This window comes from Chryseobacterium sp. SSA4.19, from assembly GCF_022601875.1.
Taxonomy (GTDB): domain Bacteria; phylum Bacteroidota; class Bacteroidia; order Flavobacteriales; family Weeksellaceae; genus Chryseobacterium.
The window spans coordinates 25538-45860 of sequence record NZ_JAKVIP010000005.1; the positions used below are offsets into that span (position 1 = coordinate 25538).

Here is a 20323-nt window from a genome sequence, read left to right on the forward strand (position 1 = left end):
AAATAATAACGGGTTATCATGGAAATCCCCGGATGTTGGCTTATACCCGGAGATTTATTTGTCTGCATATAATTCAGAATACCTTATCCATTTCTACCGCATATCTTCTTGAAACAGATACACAAACTCTAAGATCACATTAAAGTATATTCCGGATGGTTATGAATCCGATCAAAAAAGGCAAGCTCTATAAAAGAAAGCTTATCACTTCAATATTACATAATTTATTTTATCAACCCCTGTATTTCCCGTTTTGTAATCAAAAGCATATACTGTCACTTCATAATTTCCCGCCTGAGAAACAGGAAAACTTCCTTCGAAAAGATTGGTTGAAACTAAAGTCAGATTGATTTCATTAAGAAATTTTCCGTCTTTATATATGATCGCTTTGGTTTCAATTTTATCAGAATCCCAGATGCCTCCTTTATCAATTACACAGCCACACATCATAACAATGTTAGCCTGGATCTGAAACGGTTTTCCGCTTATTGACTGTAAGGATATATATTGATGAGTCCGTGGCTTCAGGATATCCACAATAAAACCTGGGATTTCTAAAATGACTCCCTCTCCCACCAGGTCTTTACCGGGAATCAACCAGAATTCAGAACTGACTTTTGTCTGTGCCTGCCTGTTGTTGTAAGGTGACAGTACTTCTATACTTACAAAAGTAGGTTCATCAATATTAACAGTTGCGGTAAACTTGGCGGTTGTATCATCCGTAATGATGTCATGCCTTTCTTTAGGAAATTTCATAATGAGATCGGTACTTCCGGTGCTGCCACTGGTTTTACCTTCTGCCAAGATGCTGTTATTCGTTTTATTTCTTATTATAACGTAAGCACCGCCCAGAGAACTTCCTATAAATTTGGCATCTTTAGCTTTGACTCTCACTACAATTTTAGTCTCTTTTCCATATAGCGTTATGCATATCAGGGAAAACAGTGTCATTAAAAAAAATTTCATTCTCATTGTATGTTATTTGAATATTCCTGTTTAAATCTATAGTAAAAAGAAGTCTTTTCAATGGCTTCATCTATCCGGTCCAGATGCTGTACGATCCCTAAATCATGATCCAGAATACTAAGAATAGCCGCTTCACAGCTTTTCCATAAAATTTCAAAATCCGGCATCTGGCTGACTGCCTTTTCTGACAGAGAAACAATTTGTCTCCGCTTGTCGAACTCATCATTGACAACCGTTAAATACCCTTTGGCATTCATTTTTTTTATGGTGATCACTAAAGTGGGATGAGAGTATCCCAGTTGTTCTGCTATTTCGGCGATAGACATTTTGTCTTTATGCTGCAGCAACATAAAAACAAGATACCAGTGTGGTTCTATTTCCATATTATTTTCTTTGTACAACTTTTTCACACTGTAGGATATCCTGTCGCTGATTCTTTTCATTCTGGAATCCAAAGCTTTGTAGCCAAGCTCCTTTATAAAATCTGAGTTCATAGCTTTTTTTAAGTTAAATGCAAATATATATAATATAACTATATAGGCAGCTATATAAAATTAAAATTTTATTCCTTCCATTATAAAGAAATATATAGATGGTAAATCTTCCATATCTTTAAGCTTTTAATGAACATCAATGAGTAAACAGGCGGACCATACGGCAGAAATCATGAACCGGCTGCACAGTATGCAGAGAGAACAGCTTCTCATTTCTTCTTTACATAAAGAATTTGCTGGAGTTTTGGATAAACAGCAATTTCAGAAAACTTTAAATCAGGGTTTTAAATCTCAATTTCTTTTTGATGATATTGTAATCCTGAACAAGTCAGCTGATAAAATCCGGATTTTTCTCAGTTCTTCAGTTCCTCAAAGTGATTCCTTTTCAAATACTCATGATATTTATTTTGAACAATGCCTGAATTCTGCAGAACCAATACTTTTTGACCTGAAAGAATTACCGGTAAATAAATCGTCCACACCAATGTACTTCATAAATGCCAAAGATACAGGAATGAGAATAGCCGCTGGATTTTCTTTACCAATGATTCAGGACAAGCAGAATGTACTATTTCTTTTTTATAAAAATCATATTTCTGCTGATGCTATTCCGGAAAGAATTCTTACAGCGATTTCTACCCAACTGTCAGTTACCATCCGTAATATTATGATTGGTGAACAATTGGATATAACCAGGGATACCATCCGGGAAGCTGAACAGGAAATAATTCCTCAAAAGATAGAATTAAAAGGTTTTCAAGGAATTATCGGTGAAAGCGAAGTCATGAAAAATATTTTTGACCAGATTGCTCAGGTGGCACCTTCGGAATCCAACGTTATTATTTATGGCGAAACAGGTACGGGGAAAGAACTTATTGCTCAGGCTGTCCACAACCTATCGGTGTCATCACGCCACAGGATGGTCAGGATCAACTGCGCCTCAATTCCTGCCAATCTTATTGAAAGCGAGCTCTTCGGCTACGATAAAGGCAGCTTCACAGGTGCTTCAGAACAGCGTAGAGGCAAGTTTGAACAGGCTGAAAATGGTACAATCTTCCTTGATGAGATTGGTGAACTTCCTCTGGAACTTCAGGGAAGGCTGCTTAGGGTATTACAGGAGAAGGAGATTGAAAGAATCGGGGGAAATAAACGCATCAAAGTAAATGCAAGGGTTATTGCTGCAACCAACCGCAACCTTGAACAGGAAGTGGCAAAAGGGAATTTCCGCAGTGATCTTTTTTACCGGCTCAATGTATTTCCTATCCATCTTCCGGCATTGCGTGACAGGAAAGAGGACATTCCTTTACTCGCGGACTATTTTCTTGAAAAACACAATGCAAAAACGGGTAAAAAAATAAAAGGTTTCTCCAGAAAGATCATCCATAAACTATGCGAACATCATTGGCAGGGAAATATCCGGGAGCTTGAAAATATCATCGAAAGAAATATTATTACCGCAAAAGAAAACGTGATCAAAGAAATTGATCTTCCCCAGACAGCTGGTCCCCAGCAAACCGGAACCAGTTTTGAGATCAAGACTTTGCAGCAGGTTGAAAAAGAATATATCCTTAAGGTCATTGAAAAATGCAACGGTAAAATTTCAGGTCCGTCTGGTGCTGCCAGACTACTCGGTTTACCGCCTACGACATTGATTTCTAAAATGCAGAAACTGGGAATTGAGAAAAGACATTATTTTAAAAATCCCAAATAAAAATTATTCATTTTTATTGTCTGCAATCTTTTTTAAATTCATCTCAATTTTTCCTGAAGACAAAGCCCAAAAAATCCAAAGCCCCGAAATGAGCAGTAAAGAAACGGCAGGAATCCAGAATGAAAAGATTAAAGCAATCAGATAAATGGGCAGGCCATACAGATAATTATCATGGATTTTTTTTATCGCATGATCCGTAATGCCCGGACGAAGAAGCTTCCTGTCCCGGCTTGCCAGAAACCAAAGCAGGTTAAAAGCCAGGTTGATCAAAACAAAGGTTCCCGTATAGATGGCTACCACAACCGATGAAGCTTCCCCATTAAAATATCTCGCCAACAAAGCTGTTGGATAAGAAACTGCTGACACCAAGAAAAGGATAAGTCCATTAGCAAACATGATTGCTGAATTACGGCTGTAGATTTGTTTAAAAATCTTATGATGATTTACCCACATGATGAAAATGCTGAAAAAAGAAAGAACAAATGCCAAAAATGTCGGCCATTGGTTTTTCATGAACAACATCAGATCATTCCCATTTGTAATCGAGTTTTCCTCGGGTAAATGCAGATCTAAAACCAGCAGCGTGATGGCAATGGCAAAAACACCATCACTAAACCCTTCTATTCTGCCTGTTTCTTTTTCCATAAATTATTTCTTTGTTAATGATACAACAGCACGCCAATTCAAGTGAAATTCTGAAAGAATTTACGTAGAGAGTCGACTTCGAAATTTACCGTTACTATCAAATTCTCGATATAATTTTTCTCTACTTCGTTCCGAAAATTACTCAAATTGACAACACTTTTATCTTTAAATCTTTTTAAATTTTGAATAAGTTTTGCTTGAAGCCTTTATCATTACGGCTAATGGAAAGCGGACTAAAGTCCGCTCCAATTGAATGAAAACTCTGTTAAATATAACCTTTATCAATTTCCAGTTTCTTCATTTTCGAGTACAACGTCTGCGGCTGAATTTTCAGTAATTCCGCTGCGCCGCCGATTCCTGAAACCTTTCCGCTGCAGCTTTGCAGGGCATTCATGATATGATCTCTTTCCATCTCTTCCATAGACTTCAACGGACCTGAATTTCCCGTTGGAGTTTCGGTGGCTTTGGGAAGATCAAAATTTTCTATGGTATTGGTTTTAGCTAAAAGAATACTTCTTTCCATAAGATGTTCCAGTTCGCGGATATTTCCGGGCCAATGGTAATTTAATAATTGTTCTGAAGCATGGCCGCTGATGGCCGTAATATTTCTCCTGGAAGCAGCAGCATATTTATTCAGGAAGAAAGCGGCGAGCAGTTCAATGTCTTCTTTTCTCTCTCTTAAAGGTGGCAATCCGATAGGGAAAACATTTAATCTATAATATAAATCCAGCCTGAACCTGCCTTCCGCCACTTCTTTTTCCAGTGAACGGTTGGTTGCGGCAACAATTCTCACATTGACTTTAAGTGTTTTATTTCCGCCCAATCTTTCAATCTCTTTTTCCTGTAAAACTCTTAATAATTTAACCTGAGAATCTAGTGGCAGTTCTCCGATTTCATCCAGAAAGACCGTCCCTCCGTCGGCCTGCTCAAATTTTCCGATTCTTTGGGTGTTGGCTCCGGTGAAGCTTCCTTTTTCATGCCCGAACAATTCGGATTCAATTAAAGAATGAGGCAGTGCCGCACAGTTTACCACTACGATGGGCTTTGCATTCCGGTCTGACAGTTCGTGAACCGCGTGGGCAACTTTTTCTTTTCCGGTGCCGCTTTCCCCGATCACGAGAACGGAAGTATCTGTTGGAGCAACCACCTTTATTTTTTCAACGACTTCCTGAAGCAACGTACTTTTCCCGATAATTCCCTCTATCTCCTGATAGGTTTCATGCTTTCGCACATCAGCATTCTTTTCAATATCGAAACGGTATTTTGCAATATCCAGCATCACAATGAGATCCCGTTCCCGGAAAGGTTTCACCATAAATCCGTAAGGCTGTGTTTCTTTTACCGCTTCCAGCGTAGACTGGTTGGTATTGGCCGAAATATAAAGAAAAGGCAGATTGAGTTCCCGAAGTTCCCAGGCAAGATCGATGCCTGTAAGATCACCTTTCAGCATGATATCGAGAAGTACCCAATCCGGTTTTTTTTCGGTGATGGATTTTCTTGCCTGTACCACAGACGATGCAATTCCTGTAACCTGGTAACCTGCTTTTTTCAGCATGATTTTAAGATCATTGGCTACAATAAATTCGTCTTCTACAATTAATATTTTTTCTTTCATATGTTTGTTGAGCTTTCAGTCACGTTTTCGTGATCCTCAATCTCCGTATTTTTAGCAAATGCTATTTTTATAATTAAACCATTCTGGTTCTTTAAAGAGAATGTTCCGTCTAACTGATCGGTCAGACCTCTCATCAGATTCATTCCGAGAGATTCTGTTTCATCCAGGTTAAAATCTTGCGGAAGACCTACTCCGTTATCTGAAATGATCAGCTGGCAGTTGTTTTCTTCATTAATTTTAAATGATACCAGAACTTCGCCGCTTGCTTTATCAGGAAAAGCATATTTCACAGTATTATTTACAGCTTCATTGATGATCAGACCCATTGGTACGGCCTGTGCCACATCCAGACATATTTTATCGATATCCAGGTCAAATCGTATTGATTTTTCTGAAGAATAGCAATCTTTTATGTAATTGATTAATTCTGATATATACCACGACATATCGATCATCGACAGGTTATCCGACTGATATAATTTCTGATGAATCAGTGACATCGCATGCATTCTGTGCTGACTGTTCTGAATGGCCAGCAGTGCATCTTCATTGTCAAGATATGCTGACTGAGTATTTAAAAGGCTGATAACAATCTGTAAATTATTTTTTACTCTGTGGTGGATTTCTTTCAACAGCCATTCTTTTTCGGCAAGCAGTTTTTTAAGCTGTTCGTTTTGCTCATCAATCTGCTGACGTTTTATTTCCAGGTTTCTATTCGCATTCGTTTTCAATCTTGAACGGTTGTACAGCAAAGCTGCAAAAAGAATAAGTACCAGCAAACTTCCTATAAACACATATCTCATGATTGTATCATTAGCGATGCGGGTTTCCTGCAATTTGCCTTTCTGGGTAAGTAACTGTATGTCTTTGTCCTTCTTCTCGGTATCAAACTGAATTTGTAAACTGTTGATCTGCTTGCTTTTTTCACCGTTAAAAACAGAATCTGAAAATTTCTTGTACAACTGATAATGTTTAATGGCGTCGAGATATTTCCCCTGTACGGAATCTGCTTTGAACCAGACAAAATAATTTTCCGAACGGAGCATATCATTACCGCTTTTCTTTGAAAGTGAATCAAAAAGCTTTGCTTTTGGATAAAAAGCTTTGAAATTTTTAGTCTGGTAATGATAAAATATAAAACTTCTGAGCATGGAAAGTCGCTGGTTGTTCTTTTCAGCATATTCCCCGTAGTAATTGACCAGTTTTTTATAATACTTTTCAGCATTCTTAAACTGCTTCAGAATGGTATAGGTACTGAAGATAATATAGTCTTCCCTCTTTTCAAATTCCTTGTCATCAATCGGGTAACGTGCCTTGTATTGCTTAATCATGTCAATCGCTTCCTGAAACCTTCGCTGTCTTATCAGCATGGTAGACATATTGTTGGCTACGGTTCGTACATACCCGTTATCTTTATTTTTTTTAGCGATATCAAGCGCTTTTTCCCAGTATTTCATCACCTTATCATTCTCGCGGAGATAATAATATACCATCCCTACACTGGTGTAAATAGAACTCAGCTGTACAGAGGTGTCGTTAACATTAAAGGCTGTTTTTTCTGCCAAAAGAGCATATTTCAAGGCTTCTTCGTAATTTGCTTTATCTATATTGGCATCAGCAATAAGACTATATACACCCTGTACCTGTTTATATTTTGCAGCATTATAAACGGCTAAAGACTGTTTTGACAGTTCTATCGCCTTTTCCGCATCATCATTGTTCATATAAATTTCTCCCAAATCCTTCAGCACGGCAGCCTGTTTTAATTTTGCTCCTGAAGATTTATAAAGCTGCAATGCTTTTTCTTTAAGTTTAATCCTTACTTTAAAATTTTCAGGATTATTATCGTAGGTAAAAGAGAGTTCTTCATACCCTTCGCCGGTCTGTCGGATAAGTTTGTTGCTTTCAAAATAAGAGATTGCTTTTTTTATTTTTGCCAAAGCAACGTTTTTATTGCCTCTTTCCCTTTCAATTTTGCCATCCAACAATATGCATTTTCCTATATCAATTTTATTACGGGTTTTGTCAGAAATTTTTTGAGCCTGTTGATTAAAAAAGGCAGCGCTGTCAAGATCCTTCTTTAATTCTCCAGGCTTGGTTAAATAATACTCTCCAAGCTTCAAAAGTAATTCCGAATTTTTAGCATTATTGTCTGATTCAGCAAGTTGTTTTCGAAGCAATACTGGGTTTTCTTTTTTCTGCGCCTGTAAGCTGAAACTTAGATGCAGGAGAATTGCAGAAAAACAAAAGTTTATCAGAAAGTTTTTATTGGTAAAACACGGTGTGAAATTCATTTTTTAATGATAATTGGCATGTTTTATTTTAGTTATTCTCATTTTTATTGATGCATATACGCTTCAGACTTTTGATCAAAAATTACATTTATTTCTAATCCGTTTTTATTTTCCAGGGAGAATGTTCCGTCGAGCTGCGCGGCTAATCCTTGCATGAGGTTCATTCCCAAAGATTCTGTTTTATTGACATTTACATTTTCAGGAAGTCCTACTCCGTTATCTGCAATCATAAGTTTATATTTATTATTCTCAACTTGTTTGAACTGAACTTTAATCTCACCGCTTTTCCCGTCAGGAAATGCATATTTCATTGCATTGTTTACCGCCTCATTAATGATTAATCCAATCGGTACAGCCTGCGCAGTATCCAGAAATACGGGATCAAGCTCTAAGACGAATTGTATCTTCTGATCTGACAAGTAACATTCTTTGATATACGAAATCAATGCATTGATATACCAAAACATATCAATAACCGACAGATTTTCCGTCTGATACAGTTTCTGATGAATCAGGGATATCGTATGCATTCTTTGTTGACTGTTCTGTATGGCTTTCAGAGCATCTTCATTTTCCAGATAAGCCGACTGTGTATTCAAAAGGCTGATCACAATCTGAAGATTGTTTTTTACCCGGTGATGAATTTCTTTAAGCAGCCATTCTTTTTCGGTGACCAGTTTTTTAAGCTGCCCGTTTTGTTCGTCAATCTGCCGCCGTTTTATTTCTAATTTTCTGTTTGCATTATTTTTAAGTCTCGAACGGTTATACAGCAAAGCTGCAAAAAGAACCAGCACGAATAAAATACCAGCGAAAATATAGCGCATCATTTTATCGTTGCCAATCCGGGTTTCCTGCAATTTAGCTTTTTGTTTCAATAACTGTATATTTCTGTCTTTCTGCTCGGTTTCAAACTCAATCTGCATACTGTTGATCTGTCTGCTTTTTTCACCATTAAAGACAGAATCTGAATGTTTTTTATACAACTGATAATGTTTAATGGCTTCCTTATATTTACCTAAGGTACTATCTGCCCTGAACCACAGCCGATAATTGTTTGAACGAATCAGATCATTTCCTGTATGAGCAGTAATAGAATCAAACAATTTTACGCTTTTATAAAATGATTTGTAGTCTTTCTTCTGAAAATGGTACATTGAAAAACCATACAGCACAGAAGCCCTTCGGTTTGCTTTCTCCCCATATTCACCGTAATGATGAACGAGTTTTCTGTAATATACATCAGCATCTTTAATTTGCTTTATGATGGTATAAGTATGGAGAAGAATATCGTTCTCATACATTTCAAACTCTTTATCTTCATGTGGATACAACTTCTTGTACTGCTTAATCATTCCTATGCCTTCCTGATATTTTTTTTGGCTGATCAATAGTACGGAAATATTGGATGCTGCCGTCCTTATGAAAGGTATATCATTATTCCTCTTCGCAACTACCAAAGCTCTTTCATAATAATCTGTTGCCTCATCGTATTTATCGAGATAATAGTACACAAGGCCTACCTGATTGTATATTGAACTCATATCTACCGAATGATCACCAACATGTACAGCAGTCTTTTCGGCAAGATGTGCATATCGCAATGCCTCTTTATAATCGCCCTTCTGAACTTCTGCTAACGATAAAAGCTTGTACACCATCTGTACTTTTTTATATTTAGCAAACTGAAAAGTTGACAAAGATTGCTTGAGGATAGCAATTGCTTTATCAGGATCTTCTTTAATGCTGTAAATTTCAGCCAGGTCCTTGAGTACATTAGCTTGTTTTATCAATTTGCGGGTTCGGGCAAAGCAATAGATTGCCTTCTCTTTAAGCCTAATTTTTATAGTGAGATTTTCAGGATCATTATTAGACATATAAGAAAGTTCGCTATATACGTCGCCGGCCTGTTCTTCAAAGTTATAAGCCAGAAAGTAGTTCAATGACTTCTTCATTTTAGCGGTCGCAATTTCCCATCGGGCTCTTTCTTTATCAATACGTGCATCCAGAAACATTATTTTTCCCTTGTCTAACTTGTCGCCGGTAAATTTGTTCAATTTTACAGCTTCCTTAATACACAGTTCTGCGCTGTCAAGATCTTTCTTATATTCTCCCGCTTTTGTCAGGTAAAATTCTCCTAACCTTAAAAAAAAATCTGTCTTCTGCTTGTTATTCTCCGAAAAGGAAATCTGCCTAAGCAACATCACCGGATTTTCTTTGGTCTGAGCTTTTATCTGTGCACTCAAAAATGTAAATGCACAAAGAATAAAAGCCAGTTTAAACCAAATTTTCATGAAACAGAGAAAGAATGAAATTATGAGTTAAAGATAATTTATTATCATTATATTTTGTAATCCTTCTTAAATTTTACGGTGATAAAAATAACACACCATCATTGTCAAACCCGGAAAAATTAAAGTCCAAAGCCCCAGCTGTTTCCCTGCAAAGGCGCCTAAAAAACAGCCTACCAGAAACCCGAGGATGAGAAAAAGCTGTTTTTTCAGACTCGTCAGTGCTTCAGCATTATTAAACCGGGTTTTCAGAAGAGTCCCGAAATCCAGGGAAGCCTGCGTTACATTTCCGGTCATCATCGTTGTCGGTCCGTAGGTTTCTTTCGCATATAATTTACCGAAAGCATTTTGGAGTCCCATGGCAAAAACCGTCATCATAACCACAGAATACATCATGAATTTATCAAATATTCCATAATAAGTGAGGCCCGCCACGATACTGCCGCCTAACAGCAGCAGCAGACCTTCCCAAAACAAAATGGTGTAATGATTCAAAACTTTCCCGGCAATTCTGCCGCCAACGATTACCGCCAGGATAAAGACCGGGAAAGTGAGTAATTTTATCCACGCATTCATATCAGAACCTTTCACAAACTGGTACGCAAAAACGATAAAGTTGCCCGTAACGTGCGCCGAAAATATGGAATCTGCAGCGACAAACGTTACGGTATCGCAATAGCCTGCAATTATCGTCAACAGCAACGTGACAAAGCCAATATTATTTTTTATCTCCATCCTTTTATTTTAAATGTGACCGCAGCATCCACGCCATTTTCTCGTGCGTTTCCATCAATCCGGTAATGTAATCGCTGGTTCCCGCATCTTTGAATTCTACGGCAAAATTTTCAACATTTTCGCGGAGATGGATAATAATGCTGTCGTGGTCGGAAAGCAGCTCTCTGATATAGCTCAGACTGTCATTAGACTGTACAGGAGATTCAGAAAGATGGGTAAGCTCCAGATATTCTCTCAGAGTCGCAGGAACGTAATGTCCTAACGTTCTGATTCTTTCTGCCAGGTTATCGATTATTTCGTCCAATTGCCCGTACTGTGCTTCAAAAAAGAGATGTTTGTTGTAAAAATCCGGGCCTTCCACATTCCAGTGTGCTTTTCTGGTTTTGGTGTAAAGTACAAATTCGTCCGCTAAAGTTTTGATTAATACGTCAGCTACTTTTGCTAAATTTTCCGGTTTAATTCCGATTGAATTTTTCATGTTAAATAAGATTTAATAAATAATAATCGAGTGAATATTTTCCTGCACCTAAGGCAAGAATTAATAATAAAGATAACGTGTACATATAAGGAACATCGCGTACTTCTAAAGAATCTTTTCTGTGTACAACAAAATAGCCTATCGCAGTGACCCCGATGGTCGGCAACACGGCCAGCCTTGTTCCCAATCCTAAAATAATTAAAAAAGGAACCACCGTGTCGGCAAGCGAAGCAACCAAAGCATTCATTTTATCAGGAAGGCCAAGCGGATTCGGGACTTTTTCTTTCTGCCCGTTTTCCACTCTGAATTTCTTCAGCCCATGAACCCGGAACAGTTCAAGTCCCAAAAGTATCCTGAATACTAAAAATGCAGCATCATTGAATGACGATCCCAGATCTGATGCAAGAATATGTTTTAAAATTTCCATAATTTATCTTTTTAAAAAGCAAAACAAGAGCAGCCCAATGCGCCCCAAAAAGCATGATAATTATTAACCGGAAGCGCACTCATTCTCGCATGATCGTGATTGTGGTGATGCACGTCGCAGCTTCCTGCACAACTGTGAATTTGTGAGTTCAAAGGTGCTTTCAGCTGTGACTTTGCATTTTTCTCTATTTCTTTTTCGAAATGACCGCCGGCAGGATAATAACCGTTGTATAAATTGGTCGGCGACCAGTCCGGGAGAACAGGAATCGATGGTGGCGCAAATGAAGAAAATTCACCTTTTGCATACACTATTCTTCCGTCTACAACCGTCATTTCCGCTTCAATATTTTTGATGGCTTCATCTTCAACCGTGAAATAGTCATGATTCAGAACGGCTAAGTCGGCAAACATTCCCACCTGAATATCCCCTTTCTTCTGCTGTTCCTGAGAAAACCATGCGCTTCCTTTGGTGTATAATTCCAGAGCCGTGGCCCGGTCTAATCTGGTTTCATGGTACAATTGAAGTCCGCCAACCGTTTTCCCGACCGTCAGCCAATACATAGAAACCCAGGGATTATAGCTGCTTACTCTCGTGGCATCCGAACCACCGCCGACGGGCACTTCCATCTCGAGCATTTTTTTTATGGGCGGTGTGCTTTCCGCCGCGGCAGAACCATACCGGTCTGTAAAATATTCGCCCTGATAAGCCATTCTGCTCTGAACTGCGATTCCGCCGCCGAGCTTTTTCACCCTTTCGATATTGTTCTCGTCTATCGTTTCGGCATGGTCGAAAATCCATGGCAGTCCATTGAACGGAATATCCTGATTTACTTTTTCAAAAACATTTAAAAACCTTGTGATGCTTTCGTTATATGTCGCATGAAGCCTGAAAGGCCAACGGTTTTCCACCAATAATCGCACTACTTTTTCCAGGTCAGCTTCCATATTTTCAGGAAGGTCGGGTCTTGGCTGAAGGAAATCTTCAAAATCCGCCGCCGAAAACACCAGCATCTCTCCTGCCCCGTTGTGACGGTACATATCATCGCCCTGGTAGAGTTTTACCGTATCGATCCAATCGTTGAAATCTTCAAATTCATGCTTGGGCTTTTGGGTAAATAAATTGTATGCAATTCTTACCGTTAGCTGTTTTTTCTCATTCAGCTCATTCACGACCTGGTAATCGTCGGGAAAATTCTGGAAACCTCCGCCGGCATCGATTACGCTTGTAATTCCGAAGCGGTTAAGTTCCGTCATAAAATGCCTGGTAGAGTTCAGCTGATGTTCAAAAGAAAGTTTCGGGCCCTGTGCGAGTGTCGAATACAGGATCATGGCATTTGGTGTCGCAATAATTAACCCGGTCGGTTCGCCGTTCGCATCTCTTTCAATATGCCCGCCAGCCGGAGCCGGCGTGTTTTTATTAAATCCTACCGCTTTCAGAGCAGCCCTGTTCATGAGCGCCCGGTCGTACAGGTGCAGGATAAAAACCGGTGTTTCGGGAGCAATCGCATTGATCTCTTCCAAAGTCGGCATCCTTCTTTCCGCAAACTGGAACTCCGACCATCCGCCAACTACGCGAACCCATTGCGGAGAAGGGGTACGGTGTACCTGGTCTTTCAGCATCCTCAATGCATCGGCTAAAGAAGGAACTCCGTCCCATCTTAATTCAAGGTTATAATTGAGCCCGCCACGAATGAGGTGAATATGGGAATCATTGATTCCGGGAACAACTCTTCTCTTTTTTAAATCGATGATTTTTGTGGATCCTTCAGAAAACTGATCAACCAACCCGTCGCTTCCAACACCTATGATTTTTCCGTCTTTAACGGCAACCGCAGAAATATCCGGGGTTTCTCTGTTGAAACTGTGGATTTTCCCGTTAAATAAAATTAAGTCTGCCTTCATACCTTATTTTTTCGCATTTAATTTTGAAATTGCCTCCTGAATTCCTCCTCCTGCTGTGGTAAAAAATGCCGGTCCGGCCAATAAAATCAGCTTCTTCAATTTGAGGTTATCAGAATAATTTTCACCTTTCAGATAAGACTGCGCACGGTACGCGTCAAAAGCTCCCAACACTACATTTTCAGCGACCAAAGCGGTAGGTGAATCGATCCCGGCATCTTTCAGGTCGCTCGCAAAAGAGGCGGTTGTTACCTTTAATCTCAAGGCTTCTCTCATGGCCACGCTCCCTACTTCTTTCATGAGTTCTGCGTCGAAGGAATTTCTGTTTCCCAGTCCGATCAATAAAAGTTTTTTTGAAGCTAAACTTCCTTTTGGCGGAGTGATTAATAAAGTTTCCAAAGCGTGCCCCTGAAATTTCCCGCTTTTTCTGACATCGGTAATAATTCCTTTCAGAGCTTCATCCAGGTGAACCATTCCGTTTAAATCTTTCGGCAGCGCCGGCGGATTGAAGATATCACCCTCGGTATATTCGAAAACACAGGCGATCTGTAGATCGGCTGCTGCTGCTGAAGGCCCCTGAACAAGCCCGATTACGGAAACGCCGTCTACGGTTCCCCAGATTTTCGTGGTTCCGACTGCCGTTTTCACTTCGGTAGCCTGTGCTGAAACAAAGTCCGTTGATGAAGTTGCCAGGATCAATGCAGCAATCATTGCCTTGGACAAGTTGAAATATTTTGAAATTGATTTTTTCATAATGAATGATTTGAATGTTAATTAAAATTTAAAACCTAATCGGATGTTATAAAATATCCCGCTCTTTGCATTCGGAATAATATCTTCGATGAATTCGCCTTTCCGGAAATACTGAATTCCGCTCACCAGCGAGATATACCTGCTGAAACTGTAAGTAAAATTCATTAAATAGGCTGTTCCGATATATCTTTTATCTGAGCTGCTGCCGGGCCGGTTCAAAACACCGCTTGGCCTGTAAACGCCGTCATTCAGGGAATATCGCCAGTTGAAAACGACATCAGCCTGCATTTTGAGTTTAGAAGTTAAATCCAGCGTTGCATACGGATGAATATCAATGAGATTGACCGGGCCGACCTGCGGGCTGAAGCCAAAATATCCCCCTTTCGGATACAACGGATTGAAAGTATTGAGTTTCCCGTCTCCTTTGGATTTGTCACCCGAAATATAATCGTTTCTCAGATTAATACTTGGTTTAAACTTCACATTTTCAAAGAGGTACCCAATATCTACAGAACCCGTCCATGCCCTGATATTGTCATTTCCGAAGGTTCCAAACTGATAAGCCGCTTCCAGATTATAAATAAATCCGCCGCCGTATTTCCAGAGCCTTCCTCCGATGGTATGGCGCTTTTCTCTTGCTGTTCCTGCTTCAAATACAGATTCGTCTCTCCTGATCCCGAGATAATAGAGATCGAGATTTCCGGCCGCCGGAATAATGATTTTAGCATAAGTTCCCCAAAGATTGAGCTGTTTTGAAATTTTGTTGTCAAAAACACCTGTGTTAATGCTATCAGCCATCATTGCAAAGGCATCCACCGATACATTTTCGTGAGTAAACATCACTTTGGCTCCGGTAAAGGAAAGCCTGGCATTCGGCCCTTCTCTTACTGAAATCAATCTTCCGGAACCGTAGTCCAGCTCCTGCCGGCCTATCCTGAACGTGAGCTTCTGATTGTTTTTGTGAATTACATTGGCATCAATAAACAAATTCTGAATGCTGAGCTGATCTTCATCAATACCTCTTGAACCATTTTTCCGGCCGTTTTGCAGAGCGCTCCGGATTTGTGAAAACACCCTGAAATTTTTTCCTATATGCAGATCTGCATGGAGATCGTAACGCTGCAGCAGAAAATTGTTGTGACCGATATTCTGCCTTCCCCAATCTTCATTGTTGAAATCCACATATTCATACCGCGCTTCACCACCGAAAGACAGATAGACGTCTTTCTTTTCATCAAGCGGAAAAAACTTAACCCTATTGTAAAATGTGCCTGCCGAATCCTTTAAATATTCGTAATTTTCATCATAGCGCAAAAGTTTAAAACTCTGTGCCCAGAAAATTCCGGAAAAACAAAAGAAGGCCAGGATTGTAATTTTCAGGAGAGGTATGGAATGCGAAGATTTCAACATTGAATAGGGATGTTAAATATTAGTGTTTCAGCATTTTGTGGGCATAATGAATCCCTAAGCCGTAAGAACTTCCATATTTTTTCATCAGATCGGTCACCGCAACATACGTTTCCTGGCGCGCCCAGTCTCTCTGAAGCTCAAGAATATACTGAATTGAAGTCATCGGCTTCACTCCCGAATGGATCATTCTCTGTACCGCTCTTTCATGCGCTTCATCGGTCACATCCCCGCAGGCATCGGTGATCACGAATACGTCATACCCCTCTTCCAGGGCTGACAACGCCGGTCCCACGATGCAAACGCCCGTCCATAAACCGGCAAGAACAAGTTTCTTTTTTTGTTTCCCGACGATTGCTTTATAGGCAGCTTCATCTTCCCAGGTATTCATGCTCGTTCTGTCGATATATCCTGAAGTCGCCATAGGAAAAGCTTCTTCGATTTCGGGAAAAACGGGTCCTGAAAAGCTTTCTTCAGCCACCGTAGTGATGACCGTGGGAACATTGAAAATTTTGGAAGCTCCGCAGATTACCGCCACGTTGTTACGCAGTTCGTTCATTGAGATACTTTTTGTGGCAAAGGCCATCTGCCCTTCAAAATCAATTAATACTAATGCATGATTTTCAGGAGAAAGTAAGTTGGATGATGGTTTCATAAAAGTTTATTTTAGTATTTTTTTAATTAAAATTTAGAAATAAAGAAATGCCCGTAACCCATTTGCCACAGGCATTGAGGTTAATTACTGTTTTAAGAATTTAATTAATTCTTCATTAAATTTGTCCTTTTCTTCCAGGAACAAGGCGTGCCCGCTGTTTTCGAAAGGGATGAGCTTAGAGCCTTTGATGGCTTTATTCATCTGCTCTGCCAGGGCATAGGCTACGATACGGTCCTGTTTTGCCTGCATAATGAGCGTAGGAATTTTTATTTTCGGAAGATCTCCGCGAAGGTCTTCATCACGTAAGGCGATTAATGCCTGCTCCATGGCATAAGCAGACGACTGCATTTCAATTCCGCCTAACCAGGCTCCGATTCCCGGTGACACTGAAGTTGCGGATAAGACGAAACGTTCACCAATCGTGTTTAATAATCCCGGTCTGTCTACGCTGACAAGGTCTACCCATTTCGTGATCTCTTCTTTGGTAAATAGCGGATAAGGATAATCCGGTTTTTTGGTATGAACCGGTGCTGCAGCAGCGAACAATGCCAGCTTGCTAACGTGTGCGGCGTTATATTTTGCCACGTAATGTAAAGCGATTGCACCCCCCATTGAATGCCCGCCTAAAGTAGCATCTTTGATATCCAGCTTATCTAACACCGTTTTGATATCAGAAGCAAACTGGTCATAATTATATTTTCCGTAAGGTTTGTCTGACTGCCCGAAGCCTCTCAGAGTGATCCCGATCACACGGTAACCCGCTTTTACCAAAGGAAGATATTGATATTCCCAGGAAACGTCGCTCACCGGATAACCGTGGATCAGCACTACCGGTTTACCTTCGCCAAGATCGGTTACGTGAAGTTTTACATTAGGTTCCACTTCGATGTATTCTGCTCTGGCTTTTGCAGATTTCACTGTATTTTGTGCGCTAATATTTGTAAAGAATACGGCGGCTAATAACATCGCAGTGCCAAGAATTGATTTTAGTTTCATGATCATACTTTTTAAAGGTTGATTTGGCAGATTCATTTTTAAATCTGTCGGAATTGATGGATTAATTGATGATGGAATTTGAATCAGCCGGCTATACATATCAAGACAGCTGATTCAAAGAAATTTTATCTTTTCAGTAAATATTTATGCTGACCTTCCAGCACAAGTTCAGATTTCTGGTTATAAACCGTTACTTTGGTCGTAACGATTCCCTTATCTCCCTGTGGTGTTAAGTCGGTAATGGTCAACGAAGAATACAGAGTATCTCCTGAATGTACTTCTTTTAAAAAATTACAGGATAATTCTAAAAAAGCAATGAAAACATTTCCGAAATAATGGGGAAGCAGCGTTGCTCCGGGAGCAGTGAATGCCAAAACCTGTAAACCGTGAACCACAGGCGCCTCGTGACCGAATCTTTTTGCGTATTCTGCGTCATAATGAATCGGGTGGTTATCACAGGAAACCGTCTGGAAAGCTGAAGCGTGCGCATCAGTAAGCGTTCTGCTTGGCGCTCTGAAAACTTCTCCGATTACCAATTCATCAAAAGTACGGGCTTTAACGATCGCAAAATCTTCAGGGTTGAATCCCGGTTCCTGAATTTCTGAATTTTCCATAGACCTTAAATTTTTAAGAATAAATGCGGTTGGATCGGATTGAATTATTCAGTAATGAATTCCAAAAGGTCTTTATTAATGGTCGGATGCTCTGTCGTTGGCATTCCGTGAGGGAAACCGGGATACGTGATCAGTTTTCCGTTTTTCAGTAATTTGATGGATTTTAGGGCTGCATTGGTAATCGGAACGATCTGATCGTCCTCGCCGTGCATCACCAAAACAGGAATATCAACCGCTTTCAAGTCTTCCGTAAGATCTGTTTCAGAAAAAGCTTTGATTCCGTCGTAATGTGCCACGATTCCGCCCATGAGTCCCTGTCTCCACCAGTTTCTCTGAACACCATCCTTCACATCAGCGCCTTCTCTGTTGTATCCGTAGAATGGAAATGTAAGATCATAATAGAATTGATTCCTGTTGTTCATCGTCTGCTCTCTGATGCCATCGAATACTTCCATCGGAACACCGTCGGGATTCGTTTCGCTTTTTACCATTACCGGAGGAATTGCGCTGATCAATACGGCTTTCTTCGCTCTTCCGTTGGCATATTTGTTTACATAACGGATCACCTCGCCGCCGCCTGTTGAGTGGCCGATGTGCACCACATCTTTCAAATCTAAAAATTCTACTAATTCAGCGGCATCGGAAGCGTACTGCTCGATCGTATGGTTATAAATATCCTGGCTGGATCTACCGTGACCTCTTCTGTCGTGAGTAACGACTCTGTAACCTTTCTGTAAAAAGAAAATTACCTGTGCATCCCAATCGTCTGATGATAAAGGCCATCCGTGGTGAAACATCAATACTGGTCCTTTCCCTTGATCTTTGTAAAAAATTTCTGTTCCGTCTTTTAATGTAAGTGTACTCATTTTATAATTTTTTTTGATTAATGATAATTCAAACTAAATATTTCAAAAACAAACCCAAAAACACAACTGACTGATTTACATTATTTTAATAAAAATTGTAAAAAAAATTAATTACGAAATATCGTAATTTTATGAAGGAATTATTATAAATTGTATAAATTTAATACCTGTTCACAAGATATGAGCGAAAATAATATTTTGAAGGTCAACTAAAAATGCCAGCCAATGTAAAAGGCCAGCATTGCTGATTATAGATGATTTGAGATCATTAATGTATAGGTATAGAGGCGTTTTAAAAACAATTTTTAAATTTAACTGAATTTAAATTTTATTATTGAAGATACGCTCGCAGATTCAACCTGATCCAGCAGATTTTTATTTGTATGGATCTCTGTGTAATCAGCCATAATGTACGAAAGATGACATTTCCTAGCTCAATAGGTTCGTACATTTATGATAAAGTCATCGGAACTTCCATCAGAAGGATTTCTGTATTTTCAGCGGTAGACTTAATATCAATACCGGAAATATCCCAGACACCGAATCCGTCTCTTGCATCTAAAGCCTGACCTGCAATCTCCGCACTTCCTTTCAGAATAAAAACATATACGCCATTTCCTTTTTTCCTGATCTGATAATGAGTCCCTTTATTGTTTTCAAAATTCCCTATATGGAACCATGCATTCTGGTGTATCCAGACCCCTTCATCACCGGCATCAGGAGAAAGTATCTGCTGGAATGTATTCTGGCCTTTTGTTTTATCCAAAGTAATCTGGTCATATCTGGGAGTGACGTTTCTTTTATTCGGGTATACCCAGATCTGAAGGAATTTCACCAGGCTGTCACTGTTTTTATTGAACTCACTGTGCATAATCCCGGTTCCGGCGCTCATTACCTGAACATCTCCGCTTTTAATAACTGTTGAATTTCCCATATTGTCTTTATGCTCCAGATCGCCTTCAAGAGGAATGCTGATGATTTCCATATTATCATGAGGATGGGTACCGAAACCTCTTCCCGCTTCTACGATGTCATCATTTAAAACCCTCAGAACGCCGAAATGCATTCTTTCCGGATTATGGTAATTGGCAAAACTGAAGGTATGGTTACTTACGAGCCAGCCATGATCCGCTTTTCCCCGCGATTCTGCTTTATGCAGTACAGAATTATCTTTCAGTTTCGATTCAGGATTTGGAAGGTGGTTGTACCCGATCGGTTCCAGAGGTTCAATCTCGTCGATTTCATTTTTCATGGTATTGCCCAGCGATGCGGATGCCACAAACATTCCTGTTCCCAGCAATCCTTTCTTTAAAAAATCTTTTCTGTCCATATCTTTTAGTATTTATCTGTTATTCACAAGACAAATGTAGATTGATTGAAACTGCTGTGCATTTAACTGGTTTAATAAATTCAATTTTTTACGGAAACTTTTAGGCGTTTAAGTGGTATTTTCTGATGTGTAAATGAAGGGAGAAAGAAAA

At 39.6% G+C, this 20323-nt stretch carries 18 protein-coding genes; 1 reads left to right on the plus strand and 17 read right to left on the minus strand.

The genetic code is table 11. The features are described 5' to 3' along the window. Positions 1-204: 204 nt before the first annotated feature. Positions 205-972, minus strand: coding sequence for a hypothetical protein (locus MKJ01_RS04465; protein WP_241632507.1), 768 nt, complete (start codon positions 970-972; stop codon positions 205-207). Beyond that, positions 969-1460 (minus strand): MarR family winged helix-turn-helix transcriptional regulator, encoded by a 492-nt coding sequence (locus MKJ01_RS04470; protein ID WP_241612055.1) that lies wholly within the window; start codon positions 1458-1460, stop codon positions 969-971. The genes MKJ01_RS04465 and MKJ01_RS04470 overlap by 4 nt, the downstream gene beginning before the upstream one ends. 139 nt (positions 1461-1599) lie before the next feature. Between MKJ01_RS04470 and MKJ01_RS04475 the strand changes: the two genes are divergently transcribed. Beyond that, positions 1600-3171, plus strand: coding sequence for a sigma-54-dependent Fis family transcriptional regulator (locus tag MKJ01_RS04475; RefSeq protein ID WP_241612057.1), 1572 nt, complete (start codon positions 1600-1602; stop codon positions 3169-3171). 3 nt (positions 3172-3174) lie between these two features. Here the strand turns inward: MKJ01_RS04475 and MKJ01_RS04480 are convergent, their stop codons facing one another. The 15 genes from MKJ01_RS04480 to MKJ01_RS04550 all read right to left on the minus strand — a co-directional run bounded on the left by MKJ01_RS04480 (position 3175) and on the right by MKJ01_RS04550 (position 20172). Then, positions 3175-3816, minus strand: a complete 642-nt coding sequence (locus tag MKJ01_RS04480) for a TMEM175 family protein (RefSeq protein ID WP_241612059.1) — start codon at positions 3814-3816, stop codon at positions 3175-3177. 265 nt (positions 3817-4081) lie between these two features. Continuing rightward, entirely contained in the window at positions 4082-5431 is a 1350-nt protein-coding gene (locus MKJ01_RS04485; protein WP_241612061.1) for a sigma-54 dependent transcriptional regulator, read from the minus strand. Further along, positions 5428-7725: a histidine kinase dimerization/phosphoacceptor domain -containing protein gene (locus MKJ01_RS04490; protein ID WP_241612063.1), complete on the minus strand. Its 2298-nt coding sequence runs from the start codon at positions 7723-7725 to the stop codon at positions 5428-5430. The genes MKJ01_RS04485 and MKJ01_RS04490 overlap by 4 nt, the downstream gene beginning before the upstream one ends. A gap of 44 nt (positions 7726-7769) precedes the next feature. Further along, the gene (locus MKJ01_RS04495) at positions 7770-10016 is read right to left on the minus strand and encodes a histidine kinase dimerization/phosphoacceptor domain -containing protein (protein WP_241612065.1); all 2247 of its coding nucleotides are present in this window, start codon (positions 10014-10016) and stop codon (positions 7770-7772) included. 66 nt (positions 10017-10082) lie between these two features. Beyond that, positions 10083-10748 (minus strand): YoaK family protein, encoded by a 666-nt coding sequence (locus tag MKJ01_RS04500; protein WP_241612067.1) that lies wholly within the window; start codon positions 10746-10748, stop codon positions 10083-10085. A 4-nt stretch (positions 10749-10752) separates the two neighbouring features. Beyond that, positions 10753-11226, minus strand: coding sequence for a Dps family protein (locus MKJ01_RS04505; RefSeq protein WP_241612069.1), 474 nt, complete (start codon positions 11224-11226; stop codon positions 10753-10755). Between the two features lies 1 nt (position 11227). Then, entirely contained in the window at positions 11228-11653 is a 426-nt protein-coding gene (locus MKJ01_RS04510; RefSeq protein ID WP_241612071.1) for a DoxX family protein, read from the minus strand. 11 nt (positions 11654-11664) lie between these two features. Beyond that, positions 11665-13554: an amidohydrolase gene (locus tag MKJ01_RS04515; RefSeq protein ID WP_241612073.1), complete on the minus strand. Its 1890-nt coding sequence runs from the start codon at positions 13552-13554 to the stop codon at positions 11665-11667. A gap of 3 nt (positions 13555-13557) precedes the next feature. Continuing rightward, complete coding sequence (locus MKJ01_RS04520; protein ID WP_241612074.1) at positions 13558-14304, minus strand: M17 family peptidase N-terminal domain-containing protein; 747 nt, start codon at positions 14302-14304, stop codon at positions 13558-13560. Positions 14305-14325: 21 nt separating this feature from the next. Beyond that, positions 14326-15714: an alginate export family protein gene (locus tag MKJ01_RS04525; RefSeq protein WP_241612075.1), complete on the minus strand. Its 1389-nt coding sequence runs from the start codon at positions 15712-15714 to the stop codon at positions 14326-14328. A gap of 19 nt (positions 15715-15733) precedes the next feature. Then, complete coding sequence (locus MKJ01_RS04530) at positions 15734-16366, minus strand: hydrolase (protein WP_241612076.1); 633 nt, start codon at positions 16364-16366, stop codon at positions 15734-15736. 84 nt (positions 16367-16450) lie between these two features. Then, a complete protein-coding gene (locus MKJ01_RS04535; RefSeq protein ID WP_241612077.1) occupies positions 16451-17362 on the minus strand; it encodes an alpha/beta fold hydrolase in 912 nt (303 codons plus the stop codon). A gap of 125 nt (positions 17363-17487) precedes the next feature. After that, positions 17488-17976 carry a MaoC family dehydratase gene (locus MKJ01_RS04540; RefSeq protein WP_241612078.1) on the minus strand — a complete coding sequence of 163 codons (489 nt, stop codon included), beginning with the start codon at positions 17974-17976 and terminating at the stop codon, positions 17488-17490. 44 nt (positions 17977-18020) lie between these two features. Then, the gene (locus tag MKJ01_RS04545) at positions 18021-18842 is read right to left on the minus strand and encodes an alpha/beta fold hydrolase (RefSeq protein ID WP_241612079.1); all 822 of its coding nucleotides are present in this window, start codon (positions 18840-18842) and stop codon (positions 18021-18023) included. 451 nt (positions 18843-19293) lie between these two features. Further along, the gene (locus MKJ01_RS04550) at positions 19294-20172 is read right to left on the minus strand and encodes a pirin family protein (protein WP_241612080.1); all 879 of its coding nucleotides are present in this window, start codon (positions 20170-20172) and stop codon (positions 19294-19296) included. Positions 20173-20323 lie beyond the last annotated feature (151 nt).